Source organism: Sphaerisporangium rhizosphaerae (assembly GCF_042665155.1).
Lineage (GTDB): Bacteria > Actinomycetota > Actinomycetes > Streptosporangiales > Streptosporangiaceae > Sphaerisporangium > Sphaerisporangium rhizosphaerae.
In genome coordinates this window covers 386,982-402,995 of record NZ_JBHTCG010000003.1, presented here as the reverse complement: position 1 = coordinate 402,995, position 16,014 = coordinate 386,982, and the positions used below count along the sequence as shown (strand labels likewise).

Here is a 16,014-nt window from a genome sequence, read left to right as displayed (position 1 = left end):
GGTTGCGACTGGCCATACCCATGTGTACCAAGGAGACCCCAGACTGTGACCAGCACCAGCCGTCGCAGGGTGATCATGATCACCGCGCTGCTCGCAGCCGCTCCGGCGCTGGCCGCGTGTGGCGCGGGCACCGACGCCAACACGAGCAATGCCTACGCGCCGACCGAGGCGAACGTGCTCATCGACGGCAACGGCTCCGCCAAGACCTACGGCAGGAACGGCATCAAGATCGCCCAGGCGTTCCTCCTCGGCCCCGAGTCCGGCGCCCAGATCGCGGCGGGCGGCTCGCTTCCGCTCTACCTGTCGATGGCGAACTACGGCACGGCGGCCGACCGGCTCGAAGGCGTCGCCGTGGCGCCCCAGGTGGCCTCGTCCGTCAAGGCGCCCGGCCCGATCTCGGTGCCCCCCGGTCAGCTCGTCAACAGCGGCAAGCCCGCCCAGGTCATCCTGGAGGGCACCCAGAAGCCTCTGTACGGCGGAGAGACGATCCAGCTGACCCTGAAGTTCGCCAACGCCGGCGACATCCCGATGAACGTCCCGGTGGTCACGCGCAGCCGCGAGTACGCCGGCCTGCCGGCCGCGCCGAGCGCCGCGCCGTCGGCCTCGGCCACGCCGGCCCCCGCTACCTCCGAGAGCGCCACGCCGACGCCGGACCCGTCCGCCGACAGCTGAAGCGCGTAGCACGCGACAAGGCCCGGTGGCGCGACCTCGCGCCACCGGGCCTTCGCGTGTCCGTCAGCCCTCGGCGGGGTCGAACTTGTACCCCAGGCCGCGGACGGTGAGGATGCACCGCGGGTCGGACGGGTCGGCCTCGACCTTCGCCCGCAGACGCTTGACGTGGACGTCCAGCGTCTTGGTGTCGCCCACGTAGTCGGCCCCCCACACCCGGTCGATGAGCTGGCCGCGGGTGAGCACCCGGCCGGCGTTGCGCAGCAGGACCTCCAGCAGCTCGAACTCCTTCAGCGGGAGCTGCACCTGACGGCCCCGTACCGCGACGATGTGGCGGTCGACGTCCATGCGCACCGGACCGGCGGCCAGCACGGCCTGCTCGATCTCCTCCGCGTCGCCCTGCCTGCGCAGGACGGCGCGGATGCGCGCGACCAGCTCGCGCGAGGAGAACGGCTTGGTGACGTAGTCGTCAGCGCCGAGCTCCAGCCCCACGACCTTGTCGATCTCGCTGTCCTTGGCAGTGAGCATGATCACTGGCACCTTGGAGCGCTGGCGCAGCGAGCGGCACACCTCGGTGCCCGGCAGGCCGGGGAGCATGAGGTCGAGCAGCACCAGGTCGGCGCCGTTGCGGTCGAAGGCGTCCAGCGCCTCCGGGCCGGTGGCGGCCACCGCCACCTCGAACCCTTCCTTGCGCAACATGTAGGACAGGGCGTCGGAGAACGACTCCTCGTCCTCGACGACGAGCACGCGGGTCACTTCGCGGCCTCCAGAGAGTTCGTTGTGCTTGGTACGGCTATCGCCGTGCCGCCGAAGGCCGGCAGACGAAGCGTGAAGGTGGAGCCCGAGCCTTCCTTGCTCCACACGTTCACCTCACCGCCGTGCGCGACGGCGACGTGCTTGACGATCGCGAGGCCCAGCCCCGTGCCGCCGGTCGCCCGTGAGCGGGCGGCGTCGACGCGGAAGAACCTCTCGAAGATGCGTTCTTGGGAGCTTTCGGGGATGCCGATGCCCTGGTCGCTGACGCTGACCTCGACGGTGTCGCCGGCAGGGCGGGCGCTGACGACGACGCGGGTGTTCTCGGGGCTGTAGGCGACGGCGTTGTCGATCAGGTTGCGCAGCGCGGTCACCAGCAGCTCGTCGTCGCCCCAGACGCGCAGGCCCTCGGTGCCGCCCGCGACCAGGGCGATCTCCTTGGCGGCGGCCTTGGTGTTGCAGCGGTCGATGGCCTCGTGGACGACCTCGTCGACGGGCACGCAGCCGGGGGTGGGGATCGGCTCGCCGCCCTGGATGCGGGAGAGGGTGATGAGGTCCTGGACGAGGTAGGTGAGCCTGGCGGCCTCGTGCTGCATGCGCCCGGCGAAGCGGTCGACCGCGACGGGGTCGTCGGAGGCGTCCTGGATGGTCTCGGCGAGCAGGCTGAGCGCGCCGACGGGGGTCTTGAGCTCGTGGCTGACGTTGGCGACGAAGTCGCGGCGCACGGCCTCGACGCGCCGCCGCTCGGTCTGGTCCTCGGCGAGCACCAGCACCTGGCCGTGGGTGCCGAGCGGGGCGACCCGCACGGCGAAGGTGGTGACCTCCATGCCGAACTTGTGGCGGGCCACCTCGAACTCGCTCTCGCGGATCTCGCCGTCCCTGCGCACCTGGCGGGCCAGGGCGAGCAGCTCGGCGGCCATCAGGTGATCGCCCTTGACCAGGCCGAAGGCCCGCGCGGCCGAGCTGGCGCGCAGCACGCGGTCGTCCCGGCCGAGCACGACGGCCGAGGAAGGCAGCACGGCGAGAACCGACGCCACTCCCTGCGGCAGGACGGTGTCGGGGTTGTCGACGGGATCAGGGAGATTCTTGTCCCGGGACCGCACCGCCATCATCGCGATCGCCCCGACGACAAAACCCGCCAAAGCGGCCAGGCTTGCCACGATCTCACTCACGCCTTCGATGGTAGGCGGCCTCCGCCGCTGGCCAGGCCCCTTATACCGCCTGTTTCCTGGAGAGTTCATCTCTTGGACGAAGTTCGTTCATGAACGCGCGCGTAGCGTGAACCGCATGCGCGACGCCTTCCACGAAGAACTCAACGCTCTCACCGACCGCCTGGTGCAGATGACGCATCTGGTCCGCTCGGCCATCTCCCGGGCCACGACGGCCCTGCTGGACGCCGACCTGCAGCTCGCCGAGAGCGTGATCTCCCAGGACGCCGAGGTCAACCGCCTCTACAAGGAGGTCGAGACCTCGATCTTCGAGCTCATGGCCACCCAGCAGCCGGTGGCCGTGGACCTGCGCACCGCCATCACGGCGCTGCGGATGGGCGGCGACCTCGAGCGCATGGGCGACCTGGCCGAGCACGTGGCGAAGATCGCGCGGATGCGCCACCCCGAGTCGGCGATCCCGGCCGAGGTGCGCGACACGATCCTGGAGATGGGGCAGATCGCCGAGCGCCTGGTCACCAAGACCGGCAGCTGCATCGCCACCCAGGACGTCGAGCTGGCCAAGGAGCTGGACGACGACGATGACGCGATGGACCGGCTGCACCGCAGGCTGTTCCGCGTGCTGCTGTCCAAGGACTGGGCGCACGGCATCGAGCCGGCGATCGACATCACCCTCACCGGCCGCTACTACGAGCGGTACGCCGACCACGCCGTGCGCGTCGCCCGCGACGTCGTCTACCTGGTGACCGGCGACCGGCCGGACAGCTCCTCGGCCTCCTGAGCACGCGGGCGTGCGGGCACCGCGCGCCTCGGCGTGTCCGGACGACCCGCGCCGCAGGCCCGCCTGATCGTCGCCGCGCCATGAGATCAGAACGCATGCGGGAACAGGGCGCATGCGAAAGCCCCGGGCCCTTGGGTCCGGGGCTTCGTCATGATCGGGGACGGACGGCCGCGCCCGTCCCGAGGCTCGCTACTTGGCCTTGCCCTGGTTGGCCACGGCCTCGATGGCCGCCTTGGCCGCGTCGGGGTCGAGGTACTCCCCTCCGGGCTTGACCGGCCGGAAGTCCTCGTCCAGCTCATAGCGCAGCGGGATGCCGGTGGGGATGTTCAGGCCGGCGATCTCCTCGTCCCCGATGCCGTCGAGGTGCTTGACCAGGGCGCGCAGGGAGTTGCCGTGGGCGACGACGAGGGTGGTGCGCCCCGCCGCGAGGTCGGGGACGATGTTGTCGTACCAGTAGGGCAGCATGCGCTGGACGACGTCCTTCAGGCACTCGGTGCGCGGCAGCAGCTCCGAGGGCAGCGCGCCGTACCGGGCGTCGCCGGCCTGGGAGAACTCGTCGTCGTCGGCGATCGGCGGCGGCGGCACGTCGTAGGAGCGGCGCCAGAGCATGAACTGCTCGTCGCCGAACTCCTCACGGGTCTGCGCCTTGTTCTTGCCCTGGAGCGCGCCGTAGTGGCGCTCGTTGAGCCGCCACGAGCGCGTCACCGGTAGCCAGAGCAGGTCGGCCGCGCCGAGCGCCAGGTTGGCGGTGTGGATGGCACGGGTCAGCACCGAGGTGTGCACCACGTCGGGCCGCACCTGCGCCTCGACCAGCAGCCTGCCGCCGCGCCGCGCCTCTTCCTCGCCCACCGGCGAGAGGGACACGTCGACCCAGCCTGTGAACAGGCCCTTCGCGTTCCACTCGCTCTCGCCATGCCGCAATAGCACCAAAGTAGCCATGCGCCCAAGCTTAGGCCGTGCCCGCTTTACCCGGCGCCGCGCCGCCCCCTGGGCGGGGCCCCCTTCACCTGGGCGCGGCCGCCCCGGCGGCGGCCCCGGGACGCGCCACCCGGGCTTCTCACCGGCCCCGGGGTTCTCGGCATGCTGCCGAGGCTCCTGTCAGCCCCCGGGGTTCTCACCGGCTTCGGGGTTCTCCCGCCGGCCGCGCTCGACGATGCCCTCGAAGGCGCGCAGGTTGGCGAGGGACTCGCCGCGCTTGACCCGCCAGTCCCACTCGCGGCGGATGGAGGAGGCGAACCCGAGCTCCAGCGCGCGGTCGAACCACTCGTCGGCGTAGGTGAGGACGCAGCCCAGCAGGCGGTCGATCTCCTGGTCCGACACCGCCGCGAGCGGCAGCCGCCCGACGAGGTGGACGTCCCCGACCTGGTCCAGGGCGAAGTGCACCCCGTACATGGAGCCGTTCTTGCCCAGCAGCCAGCGGTAGAACTCCAGGTGGTTCTCGTCGGGGCGCCTGCAGAAGAACGCCTCGACGTGCAGCGCCTGGTCGGAGACGGTGAGCCAGGTCATGGTCGCCAGCTTGTGCTGGCCGGGCAGGCGCACCAGGAACGCCCCCGGCTGAGGCCGCTCGTAGGACACCTCGGCCGCCTTGAGCGCGGACTCGACGGCCGCCTCGTGATCTGTCACCGTGCACACTCCCGCGTTCGTCGTGCCGGGCGCCGGTCTCGCCGGTCGCGTACTGTCGCAAGGACAGTACTGCCCCGTCCGCGCTCAGAGGTGCACGCCGACGGGCGTGCGCCGCAACCGGGCCATCGCGCCCGAGTACACCTCCAGCAGGCGCGTGGCGGTGGCCGACCAGCCGAAGGCCGCCGCGTGCTCGGTGGCCCCGGCGGCGAGCGCGTCGCGCCACAGCGGGCGTTCGACGAACGCGCGCAGCGCCTTGGCCCAGGCGTGCGTCTCGTGCCCGTCGACCAGCAGCCCGGACACGCCGTCGCGGACGGCCGTGCGCAGGCCGCCCACCGCGGCGGCGGCCACGGGGGTGCCGCACGCCTGCGACTCCAGCGCGACCAGGCCGAACGACTCGTTGTGCGAGGGGACGACGGTGACGTCGGCGGCGCGGTACCAGTCGGCCAGCTCGGGTTGCGCCGCGGGCGGCGCGAGCCGCAGGACGTCGGAGATGCCCAGTTCTGCGGCCAGGTCGGTCAGGTAGGAGGGGCGGGCCAGGCCGTTGCCGCTCGGCCCGCCGACGCACGCGACGACCAGGCGCGCGCGCAGGGACGGGTCGTCGGCGATCATCCGGGCGGCGGCCCTGAGCAGCACGTCGGGGGCCTTGAGCGGCTGGATGCGGCCGACGAAGAGCATGACGTGGGCGTCCTGCGGAAGCCCGAGCCGGTGCCGCGCCGCGCCCTTGGAGGCGGGCCGGAACACCTGGAGGTTGACCCCGGGGTTCACCACCGCGACGCGCTCCTGCGGCGCGTGGTACAGGTCGATCAGCTCGCGGGCCTCGGCGGCGGTGTTGGCGACCAGGCGGTCGGCGACCTCCACGACCTGCTCCTCGCCGAGCACGCGGGCCACCGGCTCGGGCTTGTCGCCGTTGGCCAGCAGCAGGTTCTTGACCTTGGCCATGGTGTGCATGGTGTGCACGAGCGGCACGCCCCAGCGTTCCTTGGCCAGCCAGCCGACCTGGCCGGACAGCCAGTAGTGGGAGTGGATGACGTCGTAGTGCCCGGGCTCGAACATCGCCTCGGTGCGCAGCACTCCGGACAGGAAGGCGCAGAGCTGGCCGGGAAGGTCGCCCTTGTCCAGTTCCTCGTACGGCCCGGCGGTCACGTGCCGCACCGTCACGCCCGGCACGAGCTCGACGGCGGGAGGCAGGTCGCGGGCCGTCTGGCGCGTGAAGATCTCGACCTCGATCCCGAGGGTCGCGAGCCGTTTGGCGGCCTCGACGATGTAGACGTTCATGCCCCCCGCGTCGCCGGTGCCCGGCTGGTCAAGCGGGGACGTGTGCATGCTGATCGTCGCGACCCGGTTGATCCGGCGTGCGACCGGCACTCGCGGCACCGATACCACCTCCAGAAGGTTACTAACTGTCGGAAAGTTCGCGAGATTCCCGGCGGCCTCGGTCCCGCGCGCGGCCTGCCCGGCTCGCGCTGGCAAGATGACGGACGGGCGGCGCGCGAACACCGCCGGACCGAGCGCGAGCCCGTCCGGGGCGCCGGGTATGGAGAAACCGAATCCGACCATGAGGACCGCATATGACGAGAACGGCTGTGGTGACGGGGGCGAGCAGCGGCATCGGGGAGGCGACCGCCCGCCGGCTGGCGGCGGAGGGCTACGACGTCGTGGCCGCCGCGCGGCGCCGTGACCGGCTGGACAAGCTGGCCGCCGAGGTGCCGGCCGTCCGCCCGGTGACGCTGGACGTGACCTCCGAGGAGTCGGTGGCCGAGCTGGCCGCCTCGCTGGACCGCTGCGACGTGCTGGTCAACAACGCCGGCGGAGCCGTCGGCCTGGAGCCGGTGGCGCAGGGGCTGGTGGACGACTGGCGCCAGATGTACGAGGTCAACGTGCTGGGCTCGCTGCGCGTGACCAAGGCCCTGCTGCCGAAACTCGTCGAGTCGGGGGACGGCGTGCTGGTGATGCTGACCTCCACGGCCGGCTTCACCTCCTATGAGGGCGGCGGCGGGTACACCGCGGCCAAGCACGGCCAGACCGCCATGACCGAGACGCTGAGGCTCGAGCTGTGCGGCGAGCCGGTGCGCGTCGTCGAGATCGCTCCCGGCATGGTGCAGACCGAGGAGTTCGCGCTCACCCGGTTCCGCGGCGACGCCGAGCGGGCCCAGCAGGTTTACCAGGGAGTGCCGAACCCGTTGACGGCCGACGACGTGGCCGACGCGATCGCCTGGTGCGTCACCAGGCCCGCTCACGTGAACGTCGACCGGCTGGTCATCCGTCCGCGCGCGCAGGCAGCGCAGCACAAGGTGCACCGGGTCTCCTGAAAGTGACGATCCGCTGAGCATGGTGACATCCGCGTGCTTGCCTGCCATGCATGGACATGTCCGGATGCGGGGGCGTGCCTTCCCATGGACGCGATCCAACGCCCTCGCGTTCCCCATTGTGCCTGTCTTGAGCGTCACGTCCTACTTGCCTGCCTTGCCCACAATGTCGGTTACATCCCGCGGGTGTTCCCCCGTCGCGGCTCCCATGGTTTCCGGGCCCGGCATCGCTCCGGTATCGTCCGCCTTCTCCGCACCTCCACCCCCAGGCCACGGCATGCCACCCCGTCCTGAGCGCCACCCGTCCGCCTTCCCGCGCCCGGTGGGCGCCTTGTGAACGCCGGGCGTCCGCGAGGCGGCGGAACGGCGCCGGGCAGGCCGGTCGGCGAGATCACCCGGGGCACCACGGGACACAACCGCCTGCGCCGCGCCGACCGCTGGACCTGTGCCGTCTACGGCCGACTGCTGGTCTCCGCGGACCGCCCGCTGGTGGTCGACCTCGGGTACGGGGCCTCGCACGTCACCACCTCCGAGCTGTTCACCCGCCTGCGCCGCGTCCGCCCCGACGTGCAGGTGGTGGGCATCGAGATCGACCCGGCCCGCGTCGCCGCGGCCAGACCGTTCGAGCGGCCGGGGCTGAGCTTCGTCCGGGGCGGGTTCGAGCTCCCCGTCGAGCGGCGGCCTCTGATCGTCCGGGCGTTCAACGTGCTCAGGCAGTACGACGAGGCGCAGGCCTGGCAGGCGTGGGACCTGCTGCGCTCACGCCTGGCCGCCGATGGCGTGATCATCGAGGGCACCTGCTCGGAGATCGGCCACCGGGCCGCGTGGGTGGCGCTGGACGCGCGGGGGCCGCGGACGGTGACGCTCTCGGCCCGGCTCGCGGGCTTCGAGCGCCCCTCCGACCTGGCCGAGCGGCTGCCGAAGACGCTCATCCACCGCAACGTGCCCGGGGAGCGCGTCCACGCCTTCCTGCGCGACTTCGACCACGCGTGGGCCCTCGCGGCGCCGTACGGCGCCTACGGCGCCCGCCCTCGGTGGACGGCCGCGGTGGAACGGCTGGCCGAGACCTGGCCCGTGGCGACCACACCGCCGCTCGGCGGCAGGCGGCGCCGGCGACTGGGCGAGGTCACCCTCCCCTGGACGGCCCTGGCCCCGGACGCCCGCCCCTCGGCCTGACCCCGAGCCCGCGCGTCCTCACCGAGGCCGCGCGTTCTCACCGAAGCCACGCACGCGCGCGCCCGCTCGGGGGCGCCGCCGCGTGCTACGCGCGCAGGCCGGCGAGCGCCGTCTCGAACGCCGCGTACGCCGGGGCGCCGAACAGCACGAACCGCGCCTCCACCACCGAGGTCGACGCCCGCAGCACCGTCGACAGGGCGATGCGGGCGGCGTCGTCCATCGGCCAGCCGTAGATGCCCGCCGACACGGCGGGGAAGGCGACGGTCTCGGCCTCCAGCTCGTCGGCGACGCGCAGGGACTCGGCGTAGCAGGAGGCGAGCAGGTGGGAGCGGTCCTGCGACCTGGCGTACACCGGCCCCACCGTGTGGATCACCCACCGGGCCGGCAGCCTGCCCGCCGTGGTGGCCACCGCCTGCCCCGTCGGCAGGCCCTTCTCGTACCGGGACGCGCGCAGCGCGCGGCACTCGCGCAGGATGTCGGGGCCGCCGCGCCGGTGGATGGCGCCGTCCACCCCTCCCCCGCCGAGCAGCGAGGAGTTCGCGGCGTTGACGATCGCGTCCATGCTCTGCTCGGTGATGTCACCCTGGACGAGGGTCAGCTCCATGCGCCCGCCTTTCGTGATCGGGCCGAAGTCCTGGAGCCGGGATGCCTCGAAAGGGCTCCTCACCGGCGACGGACGGACCGACGGGCAATCATTGTCTCCTCTACGGTTTAGGTTAAACCCTATTGTCGATAGGGGAGGGTTGATGTTCAGCCTCGGGGAGCAGGGCCCGGACCACGAGCTCGGCGAGCGGTACGAGGGCACGCCCGCGCGACGCGCGCTGACCGGCGTCGCCCGCCTCGCCGCCGCCGCGGTGGCCGCGGGGGTGCTGGTCGCGGGCCTGGCGCTGCCCGTGGTGGGCGGCGGGGGCGCGGCCGTGGTGCAGGCGTCGGACGAGCTGAACCTCAAGCCGGCCGACCTGGTGGAGCCGCCGCTGGCGGAGAAGACCACCGTCCTGGACGCCAAGGGCAAGCCCATCGCCCAGTTCTGGGACGTCTACCGCGAGGTCGTGTCGCTCGACGCGGTGGCCGAGGTGATGAAGACCGCGATCGTCTCCATCGAGGACTACCGCTTCTACCAGCACGGCGCCATCGACCTGGAGGGCACGGCCCGCGCCCTTGCCCGCAACCTGCAGTCGGGCGGGGTGAGCCAGGGCGGCTCGAGCATCACCCAGCAGTACGTCAAGCAGGTGCTGCTCAACGCGGCCGTCACCGACAAGGAGAAGAAGAAGGCGCTGGAGGCCAGCTACGCGCGCAAGCTGAACGAACTGCGGTTCGCCATGGCCGTCGAGCAGAAGTACACCAAGGACGAGATCCTCGAGAAGTACCTGAACATCGCCTACTTCGGGGCGGGCGCCAACGGGGTGGAGGCCGCGGCCAAGCGGTTCTTCGGCGTGCACGCCTCCCACCTCAACCTGTGGCAGGCGGCGACGCTGGCCGGCGCGGTGCAACTGCCCACCGCCACCGACCCCGAGGGCGGCAAGAAGAACCGGCAGAGGCTGCTCGAACGGCGCAACACCGTGCTCGACCGCATGGCCCAGCTCGGCAAGATCACCCCGGCGCAGGCCGCCGAGGCCAAGTCCAAGAAGCTCGGCTACAAGGGCACCCCGCTGCCCGGCAACTGCACGGCCAGCCCCTACCCGTACTTCTGCGTGTACCTGCGCGAGGAGTTCCTGCGCAACCCGGCCTTCGGCAAGACCGAGGAGGACCGCGCCCGGCTGCTCTACCGCGGCGGCCTGACGATCAAGTCCACTCTCGACCCGCGCATGCAGGCCGCGGCCGAGAAGGCCATCGAGAAGCACGTCTACGCCACCGACGGCCCGGTCGCCTCCGAGGCCCTGCTCCAGCCCGGCACCGGAGCGATCAAGGCGATGGCGGCCAGCCGGCCGTACGGCACCTCGGCCCGCAAGGGCGAGATGTCGTACAACATCGTGGCGGACACGGCGCACGGCGGCATCGGGGGCCTCCAGGCGGGCTCGACCTTCAAGACCTTCACGCTGATCACGGCGCTGAAGCAGGGCATGAAGATCAACGACGGCTTCACCGTCGGCAGCGGCTTCCGCGCCGCGGGGTACGGCGACTTCAAGAACTGCGCCGGTGGCCGCATCGGCGACCCGACGCACACCATCACCAACGACGAGGGCGGCGGCGGCTTCAAGACGCTGCAGACCGGCACCTGGAACTCCGTCAACACCTTCTTCCTGGAGCTGGAGCGCCGGGTCGGCCTGTGCCCCACCGTCCAGACCGCCAAGTCGCTGGGCATCAAGCGCGCCGACGGGGCCCCGCTGAAGGAGTTCGAGACCTTCACCCTCGGCATCAACGAGATGGACCCGGTGACCGTCGCCAACGCCTACGCCGCGATCGCCGCCCACGGGAAGTACTGCGCTCCCATGGTGATCACGCAGGTCACCGACCAGGCCGGCAAGGTCACCGACCACTCCCCCCGGTGCCGCCAGGCGCTGGAGCCCGCGATCGCCGACGCCACGGCGCACATCCTGTCCGGGGTGCTGACCAAGGGGACGATGCGGGCCGTGGGCGGCATCGGCCGCGACGCCGCCGGCAAGACCGGCACCAACGACGACCAGGCGAGCGCCTGGTTCGCCGGCTTCACCCCCGACCTCGCCGCCGCGGTCAGCCTCGGCGACCCGCGGGGCGCGATCGCGCACAAGCTGAACGGGGTCACCATCGGCGGGCGGTACTTCGGCGCGGTGTTCGGGGCGACCATCCCCGGCCCGATCTGGAAGGACACCTTCCTGGCCGCGCTGAAGGGCGTGGACCCGACGCCGTTCACGCCGCTCGACACCGCCCGGTTCGGCGGCTGCGGCGCCGAGTGCCTGCCCGACCGGCCCACTCCGGACGAGGACACCCCGCCGGGCGACGCCGTGGTCGTCACCCCCGGCGTGACCGAAAGCCGCTGACCCGGTGGGTGGCCAGGCTCACCGTCCGGCCCTCTACGCGACGTAGTACTACTCGGGGTAGGCTTGTCCGCGTGAAGGGTCTCGGCGAGCTTGAACGCAGCATCATGGACATTCTGTGGGCGGAGGACGTCCCGTTGACCGCCAGGGAGGTCGGCCGTCTGATCGCCGACCGCGACCTCGCCCCGACGACCGTGATGACGGTGCTCGACCGGCTGACCCGCAAGGGCTTCCTCAACCGCACCCGCGACGGGCGCGCCTGGCGGTACGCTCCGGCGGCCGGCCGCGACGCGTACGTGGCGGAGCTTATGCTGGAAGCCCTCGACATGACCGGTGACCGCTCGGCGGCGCTCACGCGCTTCGCCCAGACGGTCTCGGGCTCCGAGGCCGACATCCTCCGCAGAGCACTCACGGAGCTGGAAGAGGAAGAGTGATCGCAGCCGCCGTCCTTGCCGCGCTCGCCACGGCGTGCGCGCTCGGGGCATGGCGGCTCACGTTCGCCCGGTGGCCGTGGCGGGCCCCCCGGTCGGCCATCCTGCTCTGGCAGTCGCTCGGCGTGACGTGGGGTCTGGCCAGCGTCGGCGCTTTGCTGGCCTACGCGCTGGAGCCGTACGGCGCGGGGGTGCTGTACGGGCTGCACACCTTCGCCGACTCGGCGATCTCCCTCGGCATGGGCCACGGCCTGCTCCGCCCCGCGGACCTGCCGCGCCTGGCCGCGCTCGCCGCGGGCCTGAGCCTGCTGGCCGTGCTGGTCGTGGTGCTGCTCGCCGCCGGCGCCACGACGCTGCGCGCCCGCCGGCGCCACCGCGTGCTGCTCGCCCTCATCGCCCACGACGACCCGGGGGTGCCGGGCGTGCGCATCGTCGACCACCCGGGCGCCGCCGCGTACTGCCTGCCGGGCCTGCGGTCGGAGGTCGTCGTCAGCGCGGGCACGCTGTCGCTGCTCAGCCAGGACGAGCTCACCGCCGTGCTGGCCCACGAGGCGGCCCACGTCCGCGAGCGGCACGACCTGGTCCTGCTGCCGTTCACCGCGCTCAGCTGGGCCCTGCCGTGGCTCGGCGTGGTGCGCAACGCGCACTCCTCGGTCGCCCTGCTGGTCGAGATGGCCGCCGACGACCGCGCCCGCCGCTACTGCTCGCCGCGCCGCCTGGCGACGGCGCTGCTGCGTTTCGGCACGGCCGGGGCGGTGCCGGCCCCCGACGGCGCCCTCGGCGCGGGCAGCGACCACGTGATGGCCCGGGTGAACCGGCTGGTCAAGCCGGGCGCCACGCTTCCCCGGCGGGTCCGCTACAGCCTGGTGACGTTCTCGGTGCTGCTGTCGGCCTCCGCTCCGCTGCTCTGGATGTATCCCGGCTGACCCCCGACGCGCTTGCTGGTGTTCGCCATAGTGTTTGCATTTGCAAGCAGCGCGACGCATACTGGAGGCATGGAACTACCGAAGGTCGGCTCGATCGGTGAGTACATCCGCGATCAGCGGACGCAGGCGAAGATCTCGCTGCGCCAGCTCGCCTCGCAGGCGGGGGTGTCCAACCCCTACCTGAGCCAGATCGAACGCGGGCTGCGCAAGCCGAGCGCGGAGATCCTGAACCAGATCGCCAAGGGCCTGCGCATCTCTTCGCAGGCGCTGTACGTCCAGGCCGGTCTCATCGAGGAACGCGAGCCGGACAGCGATGTGCTGGCCGCCATCCGGGTCGACCGCACTCTCACCGAGCGGCAACGCCAGGTGCTGACCGATATCTACGAGTCGTTCCGCAAGGAGAACCGAGCCGAGGCTCCGCCCGAAGCCGAGCAGTCCGCCGAGACCGCCCGCTCCGAGCCGGAACCCCGAGAGGTCGACGCGGTTCCCGTGGAGGAGGCCGCGACCTCCTCGCCGAACGGCCGCATCCAACCAGAATCCAAGGAAGGTTGACCCATGCCTCTCAACGACGAGGTCAAGAAGCTCGCCGAGTCCAAGCCGTTCTACGCCGTCGCCGGCGCGGGCGACTTCGCGGTCGAGAAGCTCCGTGAGCTGCCCGAGCAGCTCCACCGCCTGCAGTCGCGCCGGTCCGAGGTCGGCGCCGTCGCGCGCGACCTGCCCACGATGGCCAAGAAGTACGCCAGCGACGTGCAGGTCAAGGCCGAGGCCGTCGCCAAGGACTTCCCTGAGAAGGCCAAGGAGTACGCCGACACCATCAGCGCCAAGGCCGTGCTGCTCTACGACCAGTTCGCCGACCGCGGCCGCAAGGTCGTCAGCCGGGTGACCGGCGAGGCCGCCCTGGAGCTGGAGGAGGTCTCCACCTCCGCCGAGCCGGCGATCGCCTCCCGTCCGGCCGGCCCTCGCAGGACCACCCGCACCACCGGCTCCGGCACCAAGGCCTGAGCCACCCGCTTCCGCGCCCGTCCCGGAACTCCGGGGCGGGCTTGGTGCGTTCACGGGACGGGACGGCGTCCGCCAGGCCCCCGGCCGGGCTAGGCTGAAGCCGGCCGTTCATATGACCCCCTGGGAGAGGCGATGTTCGAGATTCACAGTTTCCTGGATCTCATTTTCTGGGTGCTCGCCATCGCGGCCTTCGGCATGTGCGGGTGGGCCCTCTTCCACGCCATCCGCACTCCCGCCCGCGCGTTCGCCATCGCCGGCAAGCTGAGCAAGAAGCTCTGGCTGCTGTTCCTGAGCCTGGCGACCCTGTTCACCTTCGCCGCCGTGGTCGGGTACGCCGGGCTGACGGCCATCAGCTTCTTCACGATCATCTCGGTCATCGCCTCCGGGGTGTACCTGGCCGACGTCAAGCCGGCCGTGGGCGAGATCGGCCGGGGCGGCCGCGGCGGCAACAATGGCCCGTACGGCCCCTGGTGACCGCGCCGGCCGACCACCGAGGTTGTCCGGGTTTGTTGGCCGTTGATCAGGCGTGGGCGTTCCCATAACGGCTGTCGGCGCCGACCGCTAGGCTGACGCCCCATGGTGGATCTCCTTCGTCGATGCGCGCTCGCGGCCGCGCTGGGCCTCCTCGTGACCGCCCCGGCCGCCCACGCCGAGGCCGCGGACGGCGTGAGCAAGGCCGACGTCACCGTGGAGCTGCGGCCCGGCGGCGTCCTGCACGTCAAGGAGCAGATCACCTACACCGGCCAGGTCCGGCGCACGCTGCTCACCCACACCCGCTACGACGACGCCAACGACCGCGTCTACCGCGTCACCGGCTTCAAGGGCGAGGGCGCCCTCGCCGGCGACACCATCACCCTCGGCGGCAAGGGCACGGCCACCATCGAGTACGACGTGGCCGGCGCCGTCACCCCGGTCGGCGGCGGCGAGGAGCTGCGCTGGTACGCCGTCAACGGCTGGTCGGCCCCCGTCCAGCAGGCCCTGGTCCGGCTGAGCGGCCCCGCCCCCCTGCAGTCCCTCTCATGCTTCGCCGGCGACCTCACCGCGGCCACCGGCTGCACCGCCGCCTCCATGGACGAGAGCGGCACGCGCGCCGAGTTCGAGCAGCAGGGGCTCGGCCCCGGCCAGGCGCTCACCGTGGTGGCCGGCTTCCCCGCGGGCGCCAGCGGAGGCAGGCCGATCCTCGAGCGGCGCTTCGAACTGTCCAACGCCTTCACCCTCAACCCGGTCACCGGCGGCGCGCTCGGCGGGCTGCTGGTCCTGCTGCTCGGCGGCGTCGCGCTGCTCTACTGGACCCGCGGCCGGGACGCCCGCGTCATCGACCACGAGGCCGGCGCCCCGGTCACCACGCTGCGCGACGGCCACTTCTCCCCGCCCGACGGCGTCCGTCCCGGGCAGGTCGGCACGCTGATCGACGAGCAGGCCGACGTGATCGACGTGACGGCCACCATCGTCGACCTCGCCGTCCGCGGCTACGTCCACATCGAGGAGCAGCCCCGCGGCGCCTATGACGCGCCCGACTGGCGGCTGGTCAAGGTCGCGGGCGCGCCCATGGACGACCTGCTCGACTACGAGCGGGCACTGCACATGGCGATCTTCGACGGCCGCGACGCGGTGCTGCTGTCGGAGCTGCACGGCTCGTTCACGGCCGGGCTCGGCAAGGTGCGCGACGCGCTCTACCGCGACGTCGTCGCCCAGGGCTGGTTCGCCCGGCGGCCCGACTCCGTGCGCACCCGCTGGACCACCGTCGGGGTGGTGGTCACGGTGCTCGGCGTGCTGGCCACGGTGCTGCTGGCCTGGTTCACCACCTACGGCCTGATCGGCCTGGCCCTGATCATCGCCGGGGCGGCGCTGTCGGTGGGCGGGCAGTACATGCCGGCCAAGACCGCGCGCGGCTCCTCCGCCCTGGCCCACACCCTGGGCTTTCGCGACTACCTCGCCTCCGGTGAGATCGGCGAGGTGCCCCCGGCCCAGCGCATCGAGCTGTTCTCGCGCTACCTGCCCTACGCCGTGGTCTTCGACAACGTCGACCGCTGGGCGCGCGTGGTGGGCTCGCTGAACGGCAACGGCACGCGGGCCGACCACCTGTACTGGTACCACGGCCCGGCCGAGTGGGACCTGTCGAAGTTCGCCGACTCCATGCGCACGTTCACGCTGACCACCTCCGGCGCCATCTCCACCTCCCGCCAGTTCCGCCGCGCCATCTGACCTCCTCCCGGTGCGCGCCGCC

Annotated in this window: 17 protein-coding genes; 11 read left to right on the top strand and 6 right to left on the bottom strand. The window is 72.0% G+C overall.

Features of this window, described 5'->3' with window-relative positions:
* The first annotated feature begins 45 nt into the window (after positions 1 to 45).
* A complete protein-coding gene (locus ACFQSB_RS06875) occupies positions 46 to 672 on the top strand; it encodes a copper chaperone PCu(A)C (RefSeq protein WP_380824979.1) in 627 nt (208 codons plus the stop codon).
* A 63-nt stretch (positions 673 to 735) separates the two neighbouring features.
* Here the strand turns inward: ACFQSB_RS06875 and ACFQSB_RS06870 are convergent, their stop codons facing one another.
* Together ACFQSB_RS06870 and ACFQSB_RS06865 are read right to left on the bottom strand one after the other, a co-directional pair.
* Positions 736 to 1,425: a response regulator transcription factor gene (locus ACFQSB_RS06870; protein ID WP_354852330.1), complete on the bottom strand. Its 690-nt coding sequence runs from the start codon at positions 1,423 to 1,425 to the stop codon at positions 736 to 738.
* On the bottom strand, positions 1,422 to 2,534 hold the full coding sequence (locus ACFQSB_RS06865; protein ID WP_380825059.1) for a sensor histidine kinase: 1,113 nt from the start codon (positions 2,532 to 2,534) through the stop codon (positions 1,422 to 1,424). The genes ACFQSB_RS06870 and ACFQSB_RS06865 overlap by 4 nt, the downstream gene beginning before the upstream one ends.
* A gap of 175 nt (positions 2,535 to 2,709) precedes the next feature.
* On the opposite strand from ACFQSB_RS06865, the gene phoU reads away from it, so the two are divergent.
* Positions 2,710 to 3,369, top strand: coding sequence for a phosphate signaling complex protein PhoU (gene phoU, locus ACFQSB_RS06860; protein ID WP_354852329.1), 660 nt, complete (start codon positions 2,710 to 2,712; stop codon positions 3,367 to 3,369).
* Positions 3,370 to 3,558: 189 nt separating this feature from the next.
* On the opposite strand, the gene ACFQSB_RS06855 is transcribed toward phoU, so the two are convergent.
* From ACFQSB_RS06855 to mshA, 3 genes are all read right to left on the bottom strand, one after another.
* Complete coding sequence (locus tag ACFQSB_RS06855; protein ID WP_354852327.1) at positions 3,559 to 4,308, bottom strand: phosphoglyceromutase; 750 nt, start codon at positions 4,306 to 4,308, stop codon at positions 3,559 to 3,561.
* A gap of 159 nt (positions 4,309 to 4,467) precedes the next feature.
* Complete coding sequence (locus tag ACFQSB_RS06850) at positions 4,468 to 4,992, bottom strand: type III secretion system chaperone family protein (protein WP_354852325.1); 525 nt, start codon at positions 4,990 to 4,992, stop codon at positions 4,468 to 4,470.
* 84 nt (positions 4,993 to 5,076) lie between these two features.
* On the bottom strand, positions 5,077 to 6,366 hold the full coding sequence (mshA, locus tag ACFQSB_RS06845; RefSeq protein ID WP_380824976.1) for a D-inositol-3-phosphate glycosyltransferase: 1,290 nt from the start codon (positions 6,364 to 6,366) through the stop codon (positions 5,077 to 5,079).
* Positions 6,367 to 6,560: 194 nt separating this feature from the next.
* On the opposite strand from mshA, the gene ACFQSB_RS06840 reads away from it, so the two are divergent.
* The gene (locus ACFQSB_RS06840) at positions 6,561 to 7,301 is read left to right on the top strand and encodes an SDR family NAD(P)-dependent oxidoreductase (RefSeq protein WP_354852321.1); all 741 of its coding nucleotides are present in this window, start codon (positions 6,561 to 6,563) and stop codon (positions 7,299 to 7,301) included.
* 330 nt (positions 7,302 to 7,631) lie between these two features.
* Positions 7,632 to 8,474, top strand: a complete 843-nt coding sequence (locus ACFQSB_RS06835; RefSeq protein WP_380824975.1) for a class I SAM-dependent methyltransferase — start codon at positions 7,632 to 7,634, stop codon at positions 8,472 to 8,474.
* Positions 8,475 to 8,559: 85 nt separating this feature from the next.
* Here ACFQSB_RS06835 and ACFQSB_RS06830 read toward each other — a convergent pair whose 3' ends face one another.
* A complete protein-coding gene (locus ACFQSB_RS06830) occupies positions 8,560 to 9,078 on the bottom strand; it encodes an O-acetyl-ADP-ribose deacetylase (protein WP_380824974.1) in 519 nt (172 codons plus the stop codon).
* A 142-nt stretch (positions 9,079 to 9,220) separates the two neighbouring features.
* Between ACFQSB_RS06830 and ACFQSB_RS06825 the strand changes: the two genes are divergently transcribed.
* The 7 genes from ACFQSB_RS06825 (at position 9,221) to ACFQSB_RS06795 (ending at position 15,992) form a co-directional block, all read left to right on the top strand.
* The gene (locus ACFQSB_RS06825; RefSeq protein ID WP_380824973.1) at positions 9,221 to 11,431 is read left to right on the top strand and encodes a transglycosylase domain-containing protein; all 2,211 of its coding nucleotides are present in this window, start codon (positions 9,221 to 9,223) and stop codon (positions 11,429 to 11,431) included.
* Positions 11,432 to 11,502: 71 nt separating this feature from the next.
* Positions 11,503 to 11,862, top strand: coding sequence for a BlaI/MecI/CopY family transcriptional regulator (locus ACFQSB_RS06820; RefSeq protein WP_354852313.1), 360 nt, complete (start codon positions 11,503 to 11,505; stop codon positions 11,860 to 11,862).
* Positions 11,859 to 12,785, top strand: coding sequence for a M56 family metallopeptidase (locus ACFQSB_RS06815; RefSeq protein ID WP_354852311.1), 927 nt, complete (start codon positions 11,859 to 11,861; stop codon positions 12,783 to 12,785). The genes ACFQSB_RS06820 and ACFQSB_RS06815 overlap by 4 nt, the downstream gene beginning before the upstream one ends.
* Positions 12,786 to 12,854: 69 nt before the next feature.
* Complete coding sequence (locus ACFQSB_RS06810; RefSeq protein WP_354852309.1) at positions 12,855 to 13,337, top strand: helix-turn-helix domain-containing protein; 483 nt, start codon at positions 12,855 to 12,857, stop codon at positions 13,335 to 13,337.
* Positions 13,338 to 13,340: 3 nt separating this feature from the next.
* Positions 13,341 to 13,787 (top strand): hypothetical protein, encoded by a 447-nt coding sequence (locus ACFQSB_RS06805; protein ID WP_354852307.1) that lies wholly within the window; start codon positions 13,341 to 13,343, stop codon positions 13,785 to 13,787.
* A gap of 132 nt (positions 13,788 to 13,919) precedes the next feature.
* Positions 13,920 to 14,261 carry a DUF2516 family protein gene (locus ACFQSB_RS06800; RefSeq protein ID WP_354852305.1) on the top strand — a complete coding sequence of 114 codons (342 nt, stop codon included), beginning with the start codon at positions 13,920 to 13,922 and terminating at the stop codon, positions 14,259 to 14,261.
* 102 nt (positions 14,262 to 14,363) lie between these two features.
* The gene (locus ACFQSB_RS06795; protein WP_380824972.1) at positions 14,364 to 15,992 is read left to right on the top strand and encodes a DUF2207 domain-containing protein; all 1,629 of its coding nucleotides are present in this window, start codon (positions 14,364 to 14,366) and stop codon (positions 15,990 to 15,992) included.
* Positions 15,993 to 16,014: the final 22 nt, after the last annotated feature.

Coding starts and splice junctions, on each gene's coding strand:
- ACFQSB_RS06865 (WP_380825059.1), bottom strand. CDS start 2,534: ATGATGGCGGTGCGGTCCCGGGACAAGAATCTCCCTGATCCCGTCGAC.
- phoU (WP_354852329.1), top strand. CDS start 2,710: ATGCGCGACGCCTTCCACGAAGAACTCAACGCTCTCACCGACCGCCTG.
- ACFQSB_RS06855 (WP_354852327.1), bottom strand. CDS start 4,308: ATGGCTACTTTGGTGCTATTGCGGCATGGCGAGAGCGAGTGGAACGCG.
- ACFQSB_RS06840 (WP_354852321.1), top strand. CDS start 6,561: ATGACGAGAACGGCTGTGGTGACGGGGGCGAGCAGCGGCATCGGGGAG.
- ACFQSB_RS06830 (WP_380824974.1), bottom strand. CDS start 9,078: ATGGAGCTGACCCTCGTCCAGGGTGACATCACCGAGCAGAGCATGGAC.
- ACFQSB_RS06825 (WP_380824973.1), top strand. CDS start 9,221: ATGTTCAGCCTCGGGGAGCAGGGCCCGGACCACGAGCTCGGCGAGCGG.
- ACFQSB_RS06810 (WP_354852309.1), top strand. CDS start 12,855: ATGGAACTACCGAAGGTCGGCTCGATCGGTGAGTACATCCGCGATCAG.
- ACFQSB_RS06805 (WP_354852307.1), top strand. CDS start 13,341: ATGCCTCTCAACGACGAGGTCAAGAAGCTCGCCGAGTCCAAGCCGTTC.
- ACFQSB_RS06800 (WP_354852305.1), top strand. CDS start 13,920: ATGTTCGAGATTCACAGTTTCCTGGATCTCATTTTCTGGGTGCTCGCC.
- ACFQSB_RS06795 (WP_380824972.1), top strand. CDS start 14,364: ATGGTGGATCTCCTTCGTCGATGCGCGCTCGCGGCCGCGCTGGGCCTC.